Origin of the sequence: Bacillus badius NBRC 15713 (genome assembly GCF_001591605.1) — a bacterium.
In the GTDB taxonomy this organism is placed as follows: Bacteria; Bacillota; Bacilli; order Bacillales; family Domibacillaceae; genus Pseudobacillus; species Pseudobacillus badius.
In genome coordinates this window covers 1-19,961 of sequence record NZ_BCVF01000051.1, presented here as the reverse complement: position 1 = coordinate 19,961, position 19,961 = coordinate 1, and the positions used below count along the sequence as shown (strand labels likewise).

Sequence of the window (19,961 nt, the reverse complement as noted above, 5' to 3'; positions counted from 1 at the left end):
GGGAGCGGCTGTACAGTCTAGCAGAAGAGCATGGAGTAAAGGTGATGGTGTTAAGTAGGTATGATTTAAAGACGGTTTAAGCCGTCTTTTTTTCTTATTAATATAGAAAATAAGTATATTGTTGACGAATTGTTGACTAAAGCCGTCAACAATGGACTAAAACGTGCTAAATTAATCATGAAGAGTTTTATAGATGCTTGATATTATAGGCTTTAACAAGAGACAACCGAGTATCTTCGGGGAAGGTCATCCCCATTGACAGGGTAGAGGTCGCTGGTTCGAACCCAGTCGGAATCATACTCATTAAATCCGTAAATCCTTGATATATAAGGATTTGCGGATTTTTGTTTTTTCAATGGTTATAGTTGACCTGCTGTAGAAATGGATTTGGTGCCATTTTGGTGCCATAGTCAGCTATTTGCTTTTGAAAGTAGCTCATCAATTTGGTTTGCTGCCTCTTGCTGCATGTTAGGAAGTACATGAGAATAGATATCTAAAGTGGTCTTGATATTACTGTGTCCGAGCCTTTCAGAAATCACTTTAGCATGTACACCTTGAGATAAGAGCATGGTGGCATGAGTATGACGTAAATCATGAAAGCGAATCTTAGGTACACCTGCTTGTTGAATCAACTGCATATAGGACCTTTTTAAGTTCTCAGGATTTACAGGAGTTCCCCCAGCTGTACAAATAACTAAATCGTAATCCTCATATGCAGGACCACATTTTAGTTTAGCCTTTGAAATCGTCGCCTTGTGCTTCTTCAATATCACAACGGTTTCCTTGGAAAGTTTAATACTCCGAACACCCGAAATGGTTTTAGCACCGGTCAGAAACTGCTTTTCATCCTTACTGAGGGTTTGCCGCACGTACAGTACTCCTTTTTCTAGATCAATATCTTTCCAACGAAGACCTAATATCTCTCCGCGCCGCATGCCAGTTGTAATTGCTAAATGAAAAGCGATATACCAACGGTGATGGGCGGCAACCTCTAAAAAAGTACGTACGTCATTTAGTTCCCACACAGTTATCTTGGCTTTCCGTTCTTTAGGTAATTGTATTTTCTTTGCAGGGTTGCTAGAAAGCAATTCCATATCAACTGCAAAATCGAGAGAAGCCTTAATGACGTTATACGCTTTTTTTATTGTGCTACTCGAAAGACCTTCTTCAATTAGATTATTAACATAGTCTTGTAGAAGTTTTGGAGTTAAATGAGCCAATTTGATACAGCCTAACTGTGGTATGACTCGATTCTTTAAATAAGATTGATAAGTCTGTGCGGTCTGAATGTTAATACTGTTCTTCTTTGTTTTGAACCAGTCTGTTAGGTGATCTTTGAATAAAATATTGGATTGTTCAAAGTATGTTCCTTTTAAAACCTCTGCCTCCACCAAAGCAAGTGCTTTCTCAGCCTCTTTCTTTGTTTTAAATCCACGCTTCTTTTTTCTCTTGCGTGTTCCTGTTACAGGATCAGTACCTAGCTCAGTCGCGTAGTACCAACTCGAACCGTCTTTCTTTACATAACCCATAAGTGACATCCTCCTTTTATGAGGTGCCCTCTAAAGGTATGACAAACTTCTATAGGTGTAATATAACAAATGACATGGGAACTTACAATTAATTCCCTGGATATTAGAGGGAGATAAAATTCCCTCAATATATTTGTTTTCGACGCCAACATTACTGATTTAAAGCCTATCGTTTTTTCTGATTTAATAATCATATTAATCCCTCCTAGGCTAGTAGTCGTTCCAAAGGAGGGAAAAGTTGTGAGTATAATTTTATGTCACTATTGTCAACGTGAGATAAGTAGATGGGAAGAGATGAAGTTACTCAATAATATGGATAAGGGTTATAGTACATATCTAAAAAGGAGGGAGAGGATTTTTCGGATATTAAGAAATGGTTATTTAGTGAGCAATTTGGAAAAACACCTTTGTGCTTCATTGCTTGAAGAACGGCCACGCTGTAATTTGTAGTCACGACGAAAAAGCTATCTATTTAGCTTTATTAAGGCTATTAATCGGAAAAGATGGTTCAATAATTGCAGGAGATCTTATAGGAAGTTAATGTAATAGACGAATAACTTGTTATCTTTAAAGCCCCTGCTTATGCAGGGTTATTTTTATAGTTAAATATGTAAAAATGGGATAACAGGGACATTGTGGAGGTATTTTATCGGGCTCAATATTGTAGAGGAATAAATCATCATGGTAGAATTAAACTCGTGTTTGGCAGTAGTAGCTAAAAGGAGGAATTGCATGAATAAAAAAATAGAAATGGGTAATGTAACAGCCGTTATAGCTCGAAGCGCGGAGCACAAAGAAACGCTAATTGCAGGAGAAGATTTCTTTTATGTAGACACTGCATCCTTGCATAAGATATTTACTAACCATGATGGATATTGGGCTATTATTAAAAGATCGCCGAACTATGTTGTAGCTAGAAGGGATAACAAGCGAAGAGAAATACGTCTAAGTCGGTTGTTAACAGATGTAGTAGATGATCGAACCCTTGTTGTAGCATTTGCAAATGAATGTTTTTATGATCTCAGAATGAAAAATCTTTTAGTTGGGTCTATTGGTGATCGGGATTGGATTCAAGAACAACGCAAAATGGTCTTACCTGAGTTAGAAGACCTTCCGAAGGAAATTAAAAATGACCTTGTAGAACGGAATGGTAGTTCCGAACCACAAGGACCAATTACAGCAAATGTCCTGAAAATTAATCGCACAGTGAAGTTTGAAGTTGAGATTGGTAATGGAATCAAACTTCAGTACTGTCCTTCCACCATTGATGAAGAAGAGCAAGCGGTAGAAGCCATGCGGTTCTTAGCAGACAAATTTACTGTGGTACTACCATAAAATAACCTCGCAATGTCTGTCAAACACGCACCTGGGAAGTCATCAAGGACTTCCTGGGTTATTTATCGTGGTTGTTACTCTTCTTTTTTTCTTATCTAGGGAATCCTTAGTTTTAGGTTTGTTATCTAATATCCCACCAAATAAAAGCCCTAATTTACATTATGGCAATTCAAACAGCTCATATATAAGAGCGCTTCTTCATGCTCTAACAGTCAGCTCCATAAGGTATTGATGACTTTAGAGAAACAGTCATGTTTTGATTTAATATTTTTAGAAGTGTATAGACAAAGGATAATTTAGGTCTTGTTTACGAATCAGCCAAAACCTTCTTTGTAATATAGTCGGTGCGCACAGTTTATTGATTTGATGGTAGGGTACATGATCACTCTATGTACCCGTATTAAGGAGCATTAAGAATACAGCCCCACCCAGTGCCTAACGATTGACTCTACATACTAAAAAATTATGTATTCATAGCATTACTCGTATGAGAAAAAACTGAATCCCTTTTGTACGTCTATTTTTTTGTAATAGGACGTCCCTTTCTTACCGCAGTCTGCAGCCTAGGGAGGAGCATATTATAAAGGTGGCATCAAGGAGAACGATATGAGAAGTTACCTTCGTTTTATCCCCATTTTACATACCTTCGTCATCTGTATCGCCTGTAAAATAATTTATTTCAATTACGTAATAAACTAGTAATCCCTAATTTATTAAAAACTCAAGAAAGTTTTTAAAAGATTGATCGCAACTTTTTGAGGGGGAAGAACGACTACTATTGCGAGGAGGCTGACAAGGTCTTCATAAACTATAAGGAGGAACAAGAAATGAATAATTTAAAATGGCGTTTGCCTGGAAAGCCGATAGCGATCCAGAAAGGACAGAAAGATAAAGATCCTGTCGTATTCGATAGTGAACTACACTTCACTGTAGAGGGATTCTGTAAAGAAACTGGTTATACTGAGTCTTTTGTGAGCGAGGCGATGGAGCATTCGGATGAATTTATAGGATTTGTTCTCGATGGTATTGGTGTTATACCAAGGAATGCTAAACAGCATAACGTGGACATATTGAGACGAGCTAAATATCGGGAGTTATCCTAGCCATATTAGAACGGATTAAATACTAAGAGTTAACATGAAGGAAGGTGGACTCTTTATTGAGTCCATCTTATAGGAGGAGAAATTATGGAAAATGTTCTTAGATATTACGAGGATGTAGATGGAAAGTTCCCGATTGTAGCTTACTTGGTAGACTTTTCACTCGGTTTAGATCCGGCTGAATACGAGGTCGAGTGGCTATATAATAAAGGGTACTCGACAATTCCACATGCTATTAGGAGGTGTAAAAGAGTTTCACCTACAGAGAAATTAGTGCTAGAGGAAATTTACATGTCTATGGGCTTTCGGTTAGAAAGCACAATGGCCCAAAAGACGATAGCTAGCTTGCTCGATATAGGCGTTGATACAGTGAGAGAAAATATAAAGAAACTTGAGGATAAGAAGTTTTTAGATGTTAACGAATACCAAGGTAGATATTATTACTGTATCAAATCGTTATCACTGAATCCTTATATAATTATGTCTGAGTTAACACACTATGCTAAAAAAGCATTTGAGACCAAAACGCCGAAAGCTATTTGTGAGGGAGGAGTACACTTTAGAATTGAGAAGTTAGTTAAAAGTCAAGATTACAAGGATTATATTGGTAATCTAACTCAAAATCCAAGCTATCCTAATATCTTACTGATACAAAAGGAGTACTTTCGCCAAATAGAGGTAATAGTAAAAAGTCAAAATGGGATAGATATATCGATTCCGATTATCTAAAACACATATAAGAAAACCATTAGTCTATAAAGTTTTATTCAATAGGCTAATGGCTTTTTTATCTTTTACATAAGGATTATTATATGAGAGGTGAGGAAAATTCTTCTCTAGAAATAAATTAAAAATAAAGATATAACAAATTGCAATAAAAACAAAGTATATTTTAAAATAAGCCATCCCCTTTGGGGATGGTTTTAGATTGTCGGCAAAGCCATTAATATTTTTAGATGTAATTTGTTAAGGTAAATTCACCGGTAAATAACTATGCAAGAATTTAATTAAAGTTGTTAGTTTTGAATTTAATTTTTAGATAATCCCCCTATATTGTCAATTATTGAAATAATTTGGTATTATTTACTGGAGGTTATTTGGTAAAATGGTCCAAGGTATTTAGATGGGTAAATAATCAGGGGGGAACTGTAGTGGAACTTAAGCAAATATATTTGAGAAACTTTAGGGGCTATGAAGAGGTAAAAATAGATTTTGACCATGGGATGAATGTGATTATTGGAAAAAATGATGTTGGAAAGTCTACAATTATGGATGCTCTTGAATTATTTTTTAATGGTGAAACTAAGAGTACATTAGTAAAGGCTGAGGTAAATGACTGTAATATTGATGCAACAGTTAAAGAAATGGAAATAGCAGCGTGTTTTAGATTGAATGAGGACGAAAAGATTTCTATTGATGCATCTAATGTTACTAATCTATCAGAAGAGTATTTACTTAATAAAGACGGATTACTTGAGATTAAAAAGATATGGGATTGTTCTAAAGTTAGTATAAATGCTAGCAGTTTAAGAGTTTTGATAAATGCCCATTACCCCTATATATCAGAAAAACACTTTATCAGTATGAAACATAGCGAATTAAAAAAGGAAATTGAAAAAATTAAAGATGACATTAGGAATTATGAAGAGATAAATAAAACAAAAAATGCTGATTTGCGAAAAGCACTTTATGATTATTACATAACACCAGATATAGAATTTAGAGAAATAGACATAGAGATAAAAAAGATTGAAACAGATGAAAAAGACTTATGGAGAAAGATAAAAGACAATCTTCCGCTTTATTTTCTTTTTCAATCCGATAGAAGTAACTCAGACTCTGATAATGAAGTGCAAAATCCTCTAAAAATAGCTACTAAAAAAGCACTTGCTGAGATTGAGGAACAACTCAAAGAAATTAAAGAATTTGTTGATGAAACAGTATCAAAGATAGGCGATTTAACGATTAATAAACTTCAAGAGTTTGATCCTGGAATCGCAAGCAAATTGAATACAAAATTGAATATGAAATCATGGGACTCATTGTTTTCTTTCGATTTAGAGAGTGATGATGGTATTTCTTTAAACAAAAGAGGAAGCGGAGTTAAAAGGTTGATCCTTCTAAGTTATTTTCGAGCTGAAGCAGAGCGGATATCTTCAGAGGGAAATAATAAGAATATAATTTATGGGATTGAAGAACCTGAAACTTCGCAACATCCTGATTTTCAAAGAATGATAATAGATTCCTTAAAGAGTATTAGTGAAGATACTAAGCACCAAGTTATTATTACTACCCATACACCAGAGATAGCAAAAATGGTAAATGTTGAGGAAGTTATATTTGTAAAAAAAGAAAATAATAAGCCGGCAATTATTGCAGATAATTTATTAAAGTTTAAAGGTATTGTAGAGACATTAGGTATTCTACCTACTATTGAGTCAAAGTTGGTTATTTGTGTTGAAGGAGAAAATGATGTTAATTTCATTATGAATGTCAATCAGCAAATAAGAGAGTTTAAAGACATTATTGACTTAAAAGAAAACAAAATTAGTATTTTACCTTTAACAGGAGGTCAGCTGATTAGGTGGGTTAATAGAAATTATCTTAATAATTCAAATGTGATTGAGTTTCATATATATGATGCTGATAAACCGGAATATCAAGAGATTATAGAAGGAATAAAAAGAGAAAATGACAGAAGAAGATATGGAGTGATTACACAAAGGTTAGAAATGGAAAACTATATACACCCTCAATTAATCTCAGAAAAATTTAAGATAGATGAGTTCGATTTCGAAATTAATGAGTGGGCACGTAAAGATGTTCCAAAGTACTTATTAGATAGAGTTATGCTCCACATCAAAGAACCAAGAAAAAGGGAGAACGCTATTAAAGAGATTTTAAATGGCAGTTTGGCAAAGGAATTAACGAAATCACATCTTGATGAAATGGAATGTTATGAAGAGATAAAATCTTGGTTCGAACAAATAGCATCTCTGTATTTTGGTAGTGATAATAAGTTAACTAATAGGGTTTTAGAGCCTAGTGAGGTACCTCAACCGGTTAGTTGATTTTGATTTTTTAAGGCAGTGAATTTTATTTTAGATATAAATGCTTTTTGAATTTTGTTTATAAAAGGCAATTAACGCATGTTGAGTTAGTTGCATTGATAGAGTGAAAATAGCTTGGCACCAATAATAGTCTGACCTAGTTTTACCAAAAAATGAGGTGTGATTTATACTCCTCAGACCAAGAGTTTGGGGGGAGGGTATTTAAGATGATAGGAGGAGGATAAGTCACTTGTTAACTTAATCGGAAATAAACGGTACAGTATGATTTCAAATACTGGGGGAGTAGATTATGAATACTGATGGTTTTAATTACTGCTGCGGTAACACTCACAAAGTTAGATATAATATTATACATGACCCTAAACCCATTGATTTGATGCCAGAATTACGTAGAAGTATAGAAAGAATGCTGTGGTACGTGCCAGGAATTTCTTCTGTTCAATCTTATAGTAATTATCTAATTGATGATCTTCTATATTCGGAAGCGGTTTTTGAGATGATTATTGAAACTATGAATCTATCTAGAGAATCTGATGTGAAAATTGAGATCAATCAAAGGATTTCAAGAACAGATGCGAATTGTTTTGCAAATGAAATATGTACAAAATGTCAAAAAATGATTTTAACAAAATATCAAAATGAGACTATTTTACGATCAATGCTTCGTCATATTCGCAATGCTATCGCCCACGGTAGTTTTACTGTTGTTGATAACTTAGTATTATTCATTGATAAAAAGGGAAATAACATAACTTCTATAATTAAAACTGATATTTTATCTCTAGATAGAGTCCTAAAACAGGTTGAGGAGTATAGTGCGATTACTCAAGAGAAAGTTCTTTCAAGAGTATTTAGGATTCTGGGGTATGAAGTTCAAGTGGAAGCGCGACGTGGCAGTGTGATACTAGATATTATTCTTGAAAAAGATGGGAAAACTTATGGTGTTGAAATAAAAGAGGAAAAACGAAATAAAATAATGGGGTATCAAGACCAAATGATAAATCAATTAATACAACAAATGCTTCAATACAAGAAACTAAATATAACCCCTGTTTTTATTTTTGATAAAATGAGAGTATCTGATAAAGCAAAAGGCCTATTGAAAAGCGCGGGTGTAATATTATTAGATCGAAATAATGTATCTGAATTACTTAACAAGAATGATATTCTTTCTTGAGGTTTTAACAAGTATTGTGGTTATCCAATCAATTAAGGTGATTGTTCTAACAGTAGGTCGGATTTTTATGCCCAAAATGAGGAACTGAGATCGTGAAATACTACTTTTATCAAAATGACATAGTCACCATTGTAAATTATGTCTATGAAGAGCACTCAACATATGTGTAGCCTACCTAAGATGAGGTCTGGTTTACCTGCTAATAACTTATAAAAAACTGAATAATAAAAGGGGTTAGCTCATAAATTGATTTTCCAATTTTGAGAGACCCCTTAACTTTTTTAGTGCTTGAATTGATCAATGAAGGTTTTATATTGATTTGAAAACGATAAGTTTACAGCTAGCTCTTGACGCAATTTTTTCATAAAAAGATCTTCGCTTTTTTTGCTTCGTATCCAGTTGCTAACATTTGCTGTTCCAGCAGACTCATTTTTAATAATTTCAATAGTTTTAGTTAGGAAGAGCTGCGTAAAATTTTCAATTAAATTTTGTTTAAATTGTGGATCTCTATCATAAAAAGCAGAGTAGTTGAATGTTTTATTATTATCTTCATCGAATTGCGCTTTAAATTCATAGTATAGTGCCATACAGTAAAAGAAACATATGTTATTTATGGCAATCTGTGTTTTATAGTTATTTATAAAATCATTAATGTTTTGATGTTCATCTTCATCAGCACTTTTCAACTTTGTGTATTGCTTTTCCAATCGTAGCTCATATTCTTTCTTAAGATATTTTTTACTTTCTTTATAAAGGTGAGCAACAAATAATAACTCGTCGATTTCTGATTTAGTCTTTTTAAAAAGAATACCACACTTATCATTCTCATTATGAAAGTTAAAAATTTTATGATAGTCCTCATTTATAGTGAATTCTTCTTTTGAATAATCATTGTTAAACAACGTTCGTTTTTTATCCTTAGCTGTATAAGGCTCTCTATAAAACGATGCAAATGCCAATTGTGCTAATGCTTCGTTAGTGGTTGATTGATGTTTTAGTAAATTTAGATGCGAAGGTGGGTTAGAACCACGTCTAATCTCGACATGAATATTAGGTTTATCACCACTTATTAACCACTCATATAACTTTTTTTGTTCTGGACGATTTGAAACCATATCACGGCTCGTAATGGGATTTTGCATGTTATTGTATATGGATATATTGTTTTTTAACTCAGATTTATTTATTACAAGAATACGTGTTAAGACATAAACATTTTTTAAGTTATTAATTTTATCCTCGTCACGATCTATTTCCGCCTCCTTTAAATAAATTCCTAACGAACTTGTAGTTTGTGCCCCATTAATAATAGAGAATTTCTGAAGAGTTACGGAGTCAATTTTTTTATTTGATTGTTCATTATTTTCTTCATTAACTAATGGTACAGCATCCGCAGTAAAACCCTCTGCTATAATTGTTATTCCATTATTATAAAACCAAAATTTTTCAGGTTCATGGTCAATGGTTTGTTTCATAGAGTGATACGTCTTGGATTTATTTTCTAAAGAGTCACGGAGGTTTTGACCAAACAATATATTTTTCCCTAATTCTGTGCTTGCATATTTATTGTTTAACTTCGCCAAATCATAGCCACTTAAGTTGCATAGGTATGCTTCTTCTGTGTTTTCATCGCTATTATGGTTATAGGAAATGAAATTATTAAAGCCATCTGATTTTAGTATCTCTTCAGGTACAGAGTCTGTACCAAAACTTTGTTGTAAAATTTTTAATTCATTTGAGGTAACAATTTTTTCAGATTTTTTTAACCCAGATGCGTAATTAAGGTCACCATTGTGAATTACATAATATGTGCAGTTATTTTTGTATATACCATCGAAGTTTGTATTGCTAATTACTTCCCTTAGATTTTTATGAACGGATTGAGGATCTTTCAAGTAGTCCTTTATAGTACGCTGCATCATTGCAAGGCATTGTTTAATATCTTGTTGACCTAATGTAGTGTATTTCACTTGAATGATGTCGTAGCGGTATTCATCCCCATCTTCATATTCAATGAAAATATCAATACCTCCATCCGGTGGAGCTACAATATATTTGGCGAGACTTTCCACATTGGTAGCGGTGAAGTCCAAATTAAGTATTTCTTTATACATAATGTCAAGAACAGCGATAGTAAAGGCATCCTCTGTAATATTATTTCTAACGATAGGGCGGTAATTTGGCAGACCTTTGAACACTTCGTAATACTCATTTATTAAGCCATCCATAATTCAATCCTCCTAGAATATTTTATAGCAACTTATACCCATTGTATAACAAATCAGTAGTTAAATGGTAATCGAACTTTAGTGAGGAAGAGGGGAAGAGGACTTGTTCTTTAGTAAGCTAAAAATTTTGTGTTAAGAAGTAGCTAAATGTTATAGCTAATAAATTTCATTTAGGAGTGATATATAGAACTAATGCCATCCTTGTATGTACTGTCAATTCAACACAGATGGAGTGCAGAACGAGAATAGCATACCTTCACTTTGAGACTCCCATTTTGTTATAAACGAGAGTCCCTTATATGTCTAGGAGGTTAGGAAGCCTTATAAGTGCAATCGAATGATAAATAAAGGAATTTGAATTTATCATGCATTTAGACTGTTTTTAAGAAAATTTCGTTGTTTTGTTTAGGGATATTCATTGAGTAAAAATAACTATAATATTAAGCTGCTCAAGCATACTTTTGATGAACGCTTTTATTACTTTGATACAATTTCTTTGTCATAAATTAAGTATAGAAGAAGCCTGTCATATACACGTTTAGAAGGCCCTATCGTGATACGAGTGCCATTAAATATATTAGATAGTACCTACACTATTTGATAATTAAAAAAGCCTATAAAATCAATCTTTTTCAGATGATTAGATAGTACCTATCATATATGAAATTAAGAAAACCACTCCTTTCGCTTTGACAGGGTAGAGGTCGCTGGTTCGAACCCAGTCGGAATCATAAAGGTTATTGTACCAACGGTTTAAGCAATTTTATAGACTACATTTATGTAGTGGTCGAGAACAAAATTTACTCGACAAATGGAATCCACTTCACGAAAATGTGAGGTGGATTTTTTTGTTGTTGAAATTTGCTATCCAAGATTTTTTAGATGATAGGGAATTTAAAAATGTTTCTTCAACGACAATGGAAACATACAGGATTCTCTTAAAGCAATTTGAAGAATTTTGCATAATATAAGGGGCCTCGCTCTTTTTTGTTGTATGGATTATTAACGAATATCAAAAGAGCAGCTTGGTTTCGCCGGCATTCTGCCGACCAAACGTGATAACTTAATGATTTTTAATGGTTTTTTTGCTTCTTAATAGTGCAGAAGCTAATTTTTGTGCAGCAATTTCGTCGGCGTGTTTTAGAGCATGACCATTTGAACTAATGTACCTGTCTGATCAGGAAGAGATTAGTCACCGGTTAGTGATCATCGCCCAAATATAAAAGGATTACATTAAATCTTATTGTTTCTACAAAAAACAGCCGCGAACTTTAAAAGTGTTGGATGAAGGAAGAGAACTAATGGCTGTTGAATAACAAAGAGCCTTTCTCATTTGAGAGGTTTTTTTGTGCAGAAATGTATAAAAAGAGGACTCTGGTTTGATTGTTTACTAGCTAGCATTCTTTTGCTTAAGAGGGAAAAATTGACGGAAATAATTTATTCCAGGATAATCAAGGAAGAGGAGGAGAGGCATATGTTAGAATTTTATAATCACGTTGAAGAATGGTTTGATGGCGATGAGAGTAGCAAAGATCAAATAAATTATCAATTGTTATTAGCTGCACAAGACTGTTTGAATATAATTGTACATCAGTTTCATAAATTGGACCCAGTGGCGCAAGAATCAGAGAATGAGTATGATAGCGAATCTTTTGAAGAGAGGCTTAAGTTTCTTGAATACGGTTCTTGCATGGAAGTGTTCATTTATCGGACTCAAAAATATTACTCATTACTAACTGCGTTGGCAAAACGAATCGACAGCAGCAAGTTATCTAAAATAATTTCTGATCACAAATCCATCGTCCTTAATAAAGTTCAGGCTTACATAAGGGACAATGAAATTCTTGCTGAAAGAATCGTAAATGGTCAACCATATGTTTCTCCAGTAGATTTTATCGTTGAAGGCAAAGTAAACACAAAAGTCGAGCCGATTTGTGTTTATCCACAAGAGATAGCTCCCTTGGATTATTCGTGGAATGTAGCCATTCGGGAATATAAGAAATATATTGCCAACTCAGTTGCTCAAGGTTGAATTAAAAAGCAAGAAGCTCCCTTCTTTCAAATTATCAAGATCTACTTTTTAAAAGTTGAAATATTAGAGGATGTTACATAGTAGATATGACTAATAGGTAACATCCTTTCTTCTTTTATTAAATCACCCGTTAGTTTAAGTACATTTGTCCCATACTTTTATGAAAATTAAGAACTGAAAAATCAGCTATTGTCCAATTAAGTTATAACGCCAATTATTGCAACGCATCAAGCTTCCTGGAGGATATTCAAATTCGCATTCAGAGATAAACTGAAAGTCAAGCTTCCGGCAAATGGCATTAGAGGCGGAGTTTTCAATCGATGGGAATGCGTGGATGTATTTATATTTGTTCTCACTAGATGCTTCTTCAATTGCTAACTTTACCGCTTTTGCAGCTATTCCCTTCCCTTGATAAGAGGGTAGAACGCTCCAGCCAGTTTCATATACATTTTCATTATTCCAAGTAGTTTGCCAATACCCCACAGAACCGGCTGGTTGTAATTCTGGTAACAATTTAATGCTGAACATACGTCCTCTATTACCCAGTTCAAGATATCGTTTATGTCGCTGCAAAATCTGCTCTTTACTCTCTGGACCTCCTAGATGCTGCATCATTTCTGGAGCGTTTATAAGAAAAAGTAAGTCAAGGTCATTATCCTCCCAAGGCGTTATCTGAATGATATGGTTACTTGCTTCCAAATGTTCTTCATCCTTTCACCATTTGTTATTATTTACTCTTTCTTTACGAAAGCTAGTAATCCTCTTTTTAATGATATTGTTGTTTAACTAAACTGCCCCGTTAGTTGAACAAGAAACCATTCCACAACTCTTATCTTGTGAGGACACAATGGTTAACAGAGGGAGAGAGGGATTTGTTTTTAGCGAGTGTAGTATTAATGATTTTAGCAATTATCTTTTAAACTTTTCATGCTTATTTTGCACCGGTGCGCTGCCGACCAACATAACAAATCTTAAATGTTCTAAATCTATCATAATGAGTTAGAAGTGTTGTTAAGTAAGGCTTTTTATCCCCTGAGAATTTATGAAATAGTCTGCATTGACACCTTAACAGGGAAGAGGCCGCTGGTTCGAACCCAATCGGAATCATACCTACGCTAGCATGCAGTTATATTACTGCTTCTAGCGTTTTTATTGTTGGGATGATACGAGGACTATGCGTGGATTTTCATAAAGGATAGTGGTGGTGTTTTAGCAATTCAAAACGGTTCTTTTTCAATTAATCAAATGGGAAGGGGATTTTTTTTATGGTTAAAAGACTAGGAAAGCGAGTGAAAAATGAACGTGCAGCTGTAAAAGAGAAGTGTTCATTGAATCAACTGTTTAAAAGGTTTTTTGCAGTTAAAATGGCTGAAGGTCGTACAAGTAAGGCGCTAGACAGTTACAGAGTAAATTTTAACTTTTTCATGGGTTCTTTAAGTGAGAAAAAATTGAAAGTATTGTTACCGATCTAACAGTTGACGTAATATGTAATTATATAATTTCCAGGCTAAATGAAAAAATAAGATTGGCTGGCCATCAATTTACGGATGCATCTGAAAAGGCATTAGGACTGTTCCTCATACACACCAGTTCATTAATCGGGCTAATATAGACTTAAGTGAGGCAGAGGATGATCCTTTTATTTGTATAAGGCAAGGGAATCCATTCCGAAAAATGACGGGTGAATTCTGGCAAAAGCAGATTTTACTCTAAATGTTATAGATGAACATGCTGCTGTAGTTCATTTGTCCAAATCTTTACTGGATGACCAATAGTAATTGTTTAACGCTAATTATTAGGAAGGGATGCTGGACTGTCTCCTTTTTTAACTTCAAGATCAAGGACGGGTTCACACATTAAGCAAAAGGAGCACATCATAATGGCGACAAATGTTAATGCTGAGTTTGTGATAATCGGCGACACTTTTGACCCGGATATTGTTACACAGAGACTAGGCATTGAGCCTCAAGGGTATTGGATAAAAGGGGAGAAAACCCCCAATGCACATATGGAAAGAAAAGATACGAGCTGGTGGATTCAGACTGACTACGAACACTCTTTTGATATCATGTGCCAATTAAGTGAGCTCATAAGCGTTCTTCAAAATAAGAAAAATACTTTAAAAGAGCTAAGAACAACCTATGATTTAGAGTATGTATTTCTTGTTGTCGTGAACGTGGAAGAAAATGAAAAGCCTGCTATTGCTCTAGACAGCAGCTTTATCAATTTTGCAAGCGATATAGGTGCGGAATTCGCGGTAGACCTATATATCTATTAAAATATGTAATAAATTTAAATAAAGTGTGTTTTTATATGTAAAGTACGAAAGTAAGCCTTAAAAATGAAGCCAGAAAGACAACAGCTACTCTCGGTGGTTTGTTCGAAGTCTATAGTTTAAATTTGTGCAGGTATCACCCACGGGCGCTATATAATTTTCTTTCATCAAGCAGTTCGTTTATAGAAAATAATTAAAGAGCAAGGGAACTACTAACACTAAAATCGCACCAATGCCAAAAGCCCATATTACTTTCACTAGGTCTTTTTTCAAGATAACACCACCGAAAAGAAAGATTTGTTCACCTGAAAAATTTTTTATTTGTTCTACATGCCTATACTAACATTGATAGTTGAGCATTCATATACAGATATCATTTCAGTAGCTTTTTTACTTTCTTCATCAAAGGAAAGAAAATCGCTGACGTTGAGTAGATTGTTAGATGAACCAACGTTTTTTAGCTGATTGCCTGTCCTAGAAGCCGTTTTTTTGATTCGTTGAAGTCAAAAGGCAGGACAGAAAGGACTGTGATTGACTATTTAGAGTCCACGCCAGAAAAATGGAGAAATGTAAAAGCGGATAGAAGAAAATAAATAAAATAACTTAAAGGAGAAATTTCGTTGACTTTGTTAGAATTTTTTTCGTCTCCGTCTTCCAGGTTTCATATGATACCAAAAGAGTTCAGCGCCGAATTTGATAGCTTACTTCATGCACAGGAATGGAAAAAAGAGTTGAATGTCATTGAAATGGATGCAAGCCGGTGCATAAACAAAAGAAGCCTGTTTACTGAATGGAAAACACAGCTAGAATTTCCTTTTTATTTTTCAGATAATTGGGATAGCCTTGATGAATGCATCAATGATTTGAGCTGGTTTCCTGACAAGAAGGGATTTTTGTTAGTTATCAGGAATAGCGAGGATTTGCTTAAGGAACAAGAGGAGGATCTTTCATATTGTAACGAATGTGTAGCGTAAGATTTTCCTAGGGAGAATGGCGCGAATAATGAAAGAGGGAGGTTATTCGACATGGGCATGATTGCAAGTTATCATCGGATTTCCACTGAACAGCTGGAGCATTTGATCGCTCAGCCCGAGGCAGTGGAGATCTTTCTTTATGAAACAGAAGAGGTGAGCGAGAGGGAGTTAGATATCGACAAGGCTTGGCATGGTATTTATTTTCTTTTAACAGGGGAAGGCGAGCTCGGGGCGGCGGATTCTTTAGCCGGTGATGCCATCTTAGGCGGAAAGCCGTTAGGTGAAGATCTCGGCATGGGGCCTTGCCGTTACTTGTCTGCCGCTGGCGTCAAGGAGATTGCTGATACATTGAAAAGTATTTCAGCCAGCAGCTTGTCGGCACAGTTTGATGCCAGTGCGTTCAATGAAGCGGAGATTTATCCGATGTACAGTGAATGGACGGAAGCAGATAAGGACTACTTATTGGACAACTACGAAGAGCTTGTTCGCTATTTTGCGGAAGCGGCTCGCCATGAAGAAGGGCTGCTGCTGCTGATCCAGTAACAGAGATCCTCCAGCAGGCACTGGATGGTCTGTTTAAAGGTAACGGGGAGCCCTATGGATAGTTTCTGCATGGGCCTGATAGATGCCACTACTGTTCCCGCAGCTTTGCTTAGAAGAAGGGAACTCACGGAATGATCATCGCTGGTAAACTCAGTGCCCATATCGCTGTAAAGAAAGAAGATAAAGTTCATCTAGCCTTGTTCGCCTCACCTGTTATCTTACTTGGATCGCAAATGTGTAAAGAGCCTCTCTCTTTGAGAGGTTCGGTTCGCTCTGCTCCGCAATAGTACTTTCTTAAGCGTATTCGCCTATCTGACGAAAGGAAGGGGTCCTTTCCCATCATGTGAATCCGCTGCTATAACGGAAAAACAAACCATCTCTTTTTCTTTTCAAAGCTCAATAAATCCTCTTGGCTGTTCTCTCCGTCGTTCCATTGAATAAAGAGGGTATGCGTTTTATTCGATGGTTCCATTCCTAGAGACGCAAATTCCAGCGTGTCCCCGGGATGAACAGTGGAGGGAAAGTCAATAGAAGTGCGCACGGTCTGATTTTCCTTAAATTCTACAAGGTTCACTTCAATTTTTTATGCCCTTTCCATTGAACCTTTCCTTCCCACAGGCTTTTAGGATTAGGAAAGGAAACGGGAGTGCAGGAGGCTTCCCAGCTGCCAGTAGAGCTTTCCGCTACCAGGATTGCCGGCCGGGTATAAGAATATCCGCTCCAGCCTAATAACAGGATGAGCAAGGAAACGATCCATATCATGCGTTTGTTATTCATAACCTCCCTGCCTTTATGAGCATGCAGTCTGTTTGCTTTTCTTCAACGGTTTGACGGATCAGCGGCATAATAAATCTCCCAATCTGGTTTTCATAGATAAAGATCGCTTGTTTAATTGTTTTAATTAAACATAAAAGTAATTTAATGGTGTATCTTGAGTGTATAGCTTAAAGAATGGATAGTCAATTGTGTTCTAACCAGCAAGAGAGGTTTTTCTTACTTTACGGCAAGGAAAAATAAAGCGGCTTTTTCAAACAGGCGACAGATCATTGCTTGCTTTTTTGGCGTGTAAATAAAAGTCATAGGACCTATTAAATTCTTAAATATCCAGAATATTCTATGCCTATTTTATCATTTTTTGCCAAAATAGTTATTTGAATATTTACACCATTCATTCTTCAGTTATATAATCAAATTGTTTCGGATATCAAAATAATAATTTACTAGGGGGATGAGGATGGTCAAGCAGAGGTGGAATTCAAAGTTTCTTTCTAGTTTGGCGGCGAGCACGATTGCGGCATCAGCGATATTTACAGGAGGTTTTGTAAGCGCTAACATTTCTCCTGCTTCTGCGGAGGCAGCGATGATGGAATCGCCGGATATCGACTTAAATATCGTGAATGAGGACAGGCTGGCGAAGCATTTAAAAGAACGGGGACTGCTGGCGAAAAATGCTTCTCCGGCAGACGCGCATAAGGCGGTTAAAGAGTATATTAAGCAAAAACAAGGGGAAAAGCAGCCTGGCGCAAACAACAAATATGCAACTAAGCAGCATGAGCAATTCGATAAAAAAGCGAAAGATTTCCTAACCAAGCAAAAGGACAAGCTCTCTAAGCAGCTGGATAAGGGACACGAGAACTTTAAGAAAGGCAAGCCGAATGGCGCGGTCAAGGTCCAGCCTGCTAAACAAGAAAACTACAATGGAGGCGTGCGCGAAGATAAAGTATTGGTTCTGTTAACCGAATTCAGTGATTTTAAGCATAATAATGTAGTGCAAGAAGAGGGCTATATGTATGCGGATGACTTCAATAAACAGCATTATGAAAAGTTAATGTTCGGCGACAAGGAATTTACTTTATTTAATGGTGATAAAGTCAAAACGTTTAAGCAGTTCTATGAAGAACAATCGGGAGGAAGCTACACGGTGGACGGAACAGTTTCCGACTGGCTAACCCTTCCTGGCACTGCAAAAGAGTACGGAGATGACAATCCGAATGGCGGACATGACAATATGGCGCCTAAAGGGCCTCGGGACCTCGTCAAAGATGCGTTGAATGCGGCAGTTGCTTCCGGCATGGATTTATCGGAATACGATCAATTTGATCAATATGATCTTGATGGCGACGGCAATCAAAATGAGCCGGACGGTCTGGTTGACCACTTAATGATTATTCATGCTGGAACCGGGCAGGAAGCTGGCGGAGGAGAGCTTGGCGATGATGCCATCTGGTCGCATCGCTGGACGCTTGACGGCGTGTATCCCGTACAAGGATCGAAGGCAAAAGTTGATTATTGGGGCGGCAATATGGCGGCATTTGATTATACTATTCAGCCGGAAGATGGAGCAGGCGGAGTGTTTGCCCATGAGTTCGGCCATGATTTAGGCCTGCCGGATGAGTATGATACGCAATATACAGGACATGGCGAACCGGTTGCTTCCTGGTCCATCATGAGCGGCGGCAGCTGGAACGGCAAGATCGCCGGTACAGAGCCAACGAGCTTTTCTCCTCAAAACAAAGAGTTTTTCCAGAAGACCATGGGCGGAAACTGGGCGAATATCACTGAAATTGATTCCCGGGATATCGATAAGAACGGCTTGGCGTTCTTCATTGACCAAAGCGTAACAAAGTCGAAAAACCCAGGAGTAGTGAAGGTGAATTTGCCGCAAAAAACAGTCAAAGGCATTGCGCCAAAGTTTGGGGAAAAATATTACTACAGCACGAAAGGCGATGACCTGCGTACCACGTTAACGTCGCCGGAATTCGATTTAACTGCTGCCAAAACAGCTGTATTCGATTATAAAGCCTATTATGATATTGAATTTGAATACGACTTTTTGCATGTCAAGGCTGTGACGAATGATGGCCAGGAGGTGACCATCGATACGATCGGCGACGAGGATACAGATGGAGATACCCGTGCTGAATCATCCAAAGGCCAATGGGTGGACAAGTCCTATGACTTGAGCGCATTTGCCGGCAAAAAAGTGAAGCTTGTATTTGAGTATGTAACAGATGGCGGACTTTCTCTTGACGGATTTGCTCTCGATAATGCACAGCTGACGGTTGATGGCAATGTCGTGTTTGAGGATGATGCAGAAGGCACACCAAAATTCACAGCGGACGGCTTTGAGATTTCCAATGGAACCTTCCAGAAGGACAACTATTATTATCTTGAGTGGAGAAACTACTCCGGCTCCGACAAAGCGCTGAAGCATTCCCGCGGAGTGGCATACAATACAGGGTTAGTTGTTTGGTACGGCGATGAAAGCTATATGGATAACTGGGTGGGCATCCATCCTGGCGAAGGCTTCCTTGGTGTGGTTGATTCCCATCCTGAAGCTATCATGGGTACGCTAAACGGAAAACCAACGATTAATCAAAGCACGCGCTACCAAGTGGCGGATGCTGCATTCAGTCTAGATAAAGCACCGGCTTGGACAGTAGACTCGCCGACGCGAGGGCTTTACGTTTACAGAGGGTTAAATGGGGTCACTAAATTTGATGACGTCAGAAAGTATATGAACACAATGATTCCTGATGCTGGCCGCAATGTGCCGAATCACGGCTTGAAATTTGAAGTGATTGGCGAAGCGAAAGATAATTCGGCTGGAGCTGTATGGATTCATAAATAAGCATATCGGGCTGCCATTACGGCAGCCTCTTTTTATTCTTCTTTTGGACGGAACTGTTGCTTTCCA

At 36.6% G+C, this 19,961-nt stretch carries 15 protein-coding genes; 11 read left to right on the top strand and 4 right to left on the bottom strand.

Going from position 1 to position 19,961, the window contains the following annotated elements:
* Nucleotides 1-410: 410 nt before the first annotated feature.
* Nucleotides 411-1,529 (bottom strand): tyrosine-type recombinase/integrase, encoded by a 1,119-nt coding sequence (locus BBA02S_RS17815; protein WP_082040149.1) that lies wholly within the window; start codon nt 1,527-1,529, stop codon nt 411-413.
* A gap of 732 nt (nt 1,530-2,261) precedes the next feature.
* On the opposite strand from BBA02S_RS17815, the gene BBA02S_RS17805 reads away from it, so the two are divergent.
* The 5 genes from BBA02S_RS17805 to BBA02S_RS17785 all read left to right on the top strand — a co-directional run bounded on the left by BBA02S_RS17805 (nt 2,262) and on the right by BBA02S_RS17785 (nt 8,212).
* On the top strand, nt 2,262-2,864 hold the full coding sequence (locus BBA02S_RS17805) for a hypothetical protein (protein ID WP_041112996.1): 603 nt from the start codon (nt 2,262-2,264) through the stop codon (nt 2,862-2,864).
* 827 nt (nt 2,865-3,691) lie between these two features.
* Nucleotides 3,692-3,967, top strand: a complete 276-nt coding sequence (locus tag BBA02S_RS17800) for a hypothetical protein (RefSeq protein WP_041112997.1) — start codon at nt 3,692-3,694, stop codon at nt 3,965-3,967.
* A gap of 84 nt (nt 3,968-4,051) precedes the next feature.
* Complete coding sequence (locus BBA02S_RS17795; RefSeq protein ID WP_041112998.1) at nt 4,052-4,693, top strand: helix-turn-helix domain-containing protein; 642 nt, start codon at nt 4,052-4,054, stop codon at nt 4,691-4,693.
* A gap of 422 nt (nt 4,694-5,115) precedes the next feature.
* Nucleotides 5,116-7,035 (top strand): ATP-binding protein, encoded by a 1,920-nt coding sequence (locus tag BBA02S_RS17790; RefSeq protein WP_041112999.1) that lies wholly within the window; start codon nt 5,116-5,118, stop codon nt 7,033-7,035.
* A 289-nt stretch (nt 7,036-7,324) separates the two neighbouring features.
* On the top strand, nt 7,325-8,212 hold the full coding sequence (locus BBA02S_RS17785) for a PDDEXK family nuclease (RefSeq protein WP_041113000.1): 888 nt from the start codon (nt 7,325-7,327) through the stop codon (nt 8,210-8,212).
* 281 nt (nt 8,213-8,493) lie between these two features.
* On the opposite strand, the gene BBA02S_RS17780 is transcribed toward BBA02S_RS17785, so the two are convergent.
* Entirely contained in the window at nt 8,494-10,440 is a 1,947-nt protein-coding gene (locus tag BBA02S_RS17780; protein ID WP_041113001.1) for an AIPR family protein, read from the bottom strand.
* A gap of 1,474 nt (nt 10,441-11,914) precedes the next feature.
* On the opposite strand from BBA02S_RS17780, the gene BBA02S_RS17775 reads away from it, so the two are divergent.
* The gene (locus tag BBA02S_RS17775) at nt 11,915-12,472 is read left to right on the top strand and encodes a hypothetical protein (protein ID WP_041113002.1); all 558 of its coding nucleotides are present in this window, start codon (nt 11,915-11,917) and stop codon (nt 12,470-12,472) included.
* Nucleotides 12,473-12,658: 186 nt separating this feature from the next.
* Here the strand turns inward: BBA02S_RS17775 and BBA02S_RS17770 are convergent, their stop codons facing one another.
* The gene (locus BBA02S_RS17770) at nt 12,659-13,171 is read right to left on the bottom strand and encodes a GNAT family N-acetyltransferase (protein WP_041113003.1); all 513 of its coding nucleotides are present in this window, start codon (nt 13,169-13,171) and stop codon (nt 12,659-12,661) included.
* 566 nt (nt 13,172-13,737) lie between these two features.
* On the opposite strand from BBA02S_RS17770, the gene BBA02S_RS17765 reads away from it, so the two are divergent.
* From BBA02S_RS17765 to BBA02S_RS17750, 4 genes are all read left to right on the top strand, one after another.
* Nucleotides 13,738-13,944: a hypothetical protein gene (locus BBA02S_RS17765; RefSeq protein WP_041113004.1), complete on the top strand. Its 207-nt coding sequence runs from the start codon at nt 13,738-13,740 to the stop codon at nt 13,942-13,944.
* 407 nt (nt 13,945-14,351) lie between these two features.
* A complete protein-coding gene (locus BBA02S_RS17760; RefSeq protein WP_041099312.1) occupies nt 14,352-14,750 on the top strand; it encodes a DUF4279 domain-containing protein in 399 nt (132 codons plus the stop codon).
* 617 nt (nt 14,751-15,367) lie between these two features.
* Nucleotides 15,368-15,721 carry a barstar family protein gene (locus tag BBA02S_RS17755; RefSeq protein ID WP_041113005.1) on the top strand — a complete coding sequence of 118 codons (354 nt, stop codon included), beginning with the start codon at nt 15,368-15,370 and terminating at the stop codon, nt 15,719-15,721.
* A gap of 51 nt (nt 15,722-15,772) precedes the next feature.
* The gene (locus BBA02S_RS17750) at nt 15,773-16,264 is read left to right on the top strand and encodes a YfbM family protein (protein ID WP_041113006.1); all 492 of its coding nucleotides are present in this window, start codon (nt 15,773-15,775) and stop codon (nt 16,262-16,264) included.
* Nucleotides 16,265-16,834: 570 nt separating this feature from the next.
* On the opposite strand, the gene BBA02S_RS17740 is transcribed toward BBA02S_RS17750, so the two are convergent.
* A complete protein-coding gene (locus BBA02S_RS17740) occupies nt 16,835-17,041 on the bottom strand; it encodes a hypothetical protein (protein ID WP_041113008.1) in 207 nt (68 codons plus the stop codon).
* A 457-nt stretch (nt 17,042-17,498) separates the two neighbouring features.
* Between BBA02S_RS17740 and BBA02S_RS17735 the strand changes: the two genes are divergently transcribed.
* Entirely contained in the window at nt 17,499-19,895 is a 2,397-nt protein-coding gene (locus BBA02S_RS17735; protein WP_041099321.1) for an immune inhibitor A domain-containing protein, read from the top strand.
* Nucleotides 19,896-19,961 lie beyond the last annotated feature (66 nt).

What these genes read in the sequence shown, in the direction of transcription:
- BBA02S_RS17795 (WP_041112998.1), top strand. Translation starts at nt 4,052, where the DNA reads ATGGAAAATGTTCTTAGATATTACGAGGATGTAGATGGAAAGTTCCCG.
- BBA02S_RS17780 (WP_041113001.1), bottom strand. Translation starts at nt 10,440, where the DNA reads ATGGATGGCTTAATAAATGAGTATTACGAAGTGTTCAAAGGTCTGCCA.
- BBA02S_RS17760 (WP_041099312.1), top strand. Translation starts at nt 14,352, where the DNA reads ATGGCGACAAATGTTAATGCTGAGTTTGTGATAATCGGCGACACTTTT.
- BBA02S_RS17815 (WP_082040149.1), bottom strand. Translation starts at nt 1,529, where the DNA reads ATGGGTTATGTAAAGAAAGACGGTTCGAGTTGGTACTACGCGACTGAG.
- BBA02S_RS17750 (WP_041113006.1), top strand. Translation starts at nt 15,773, where the DNA reads ATGGGCATGATTGCAAGTTATCATCGGATTTCCACTGAACAGCTGGAG.
- BBA02S_RS17775 (WP_041113002.1), top strand. Translation starts at nt 11,915, where the DNA reads ATGTTAGAATTTTATAATCACGTTGAAGAATGGTTTGATGGCGATGAG.
- BBA02S_RS17740 (WP_041113008.1), bottom strand. Translation starts at nt 17,041, where the DNA reads ATGAATAACAAACGCATGATATGGATCGTTTCCTTGCTCATCCTGTTA.
- BBA02S_RS17785 (WP_041113000.1), top strand. Translation starts at nt 7,325, where the DNA reads ATGAATACTGATGGTTTTAATTACTGCTGCGGTAACACTCACAAAGTT.
- BBA02S_RS17735 (WP_041099321.1), top strand. Translation starts at nt 17,499, where the DNA reads ATGGTCAAGCAGAGGTGGAATTCAAAGTTTCTTTCTAGTTTGGCGGCG.
- BBA02S_RS17800 (WP_041112997.1), top strand. Translation starts at nt 3,692, where the DNA reads ATGAATAATTTAAAATGGCGTTTGCCTGGAAAGCCGATAGCGATCCAG.
- BBA02S_RS17765 (WP_041113004.1), top strand. Translation starts at nt 13,738, where the DNA reads ATGGTTAAAAGACTAGGAAAGCGAGTGAAAAATGAACGTGCAGCTGTA.
- BBA02S_RS17805 (WP_041112996.1), top strand. Translation starts at nt 2,262, where the DNA reads ATGAATAAAAAAATAGAAATGGGTAATGTAACAGCCGTTATAGCTCGA.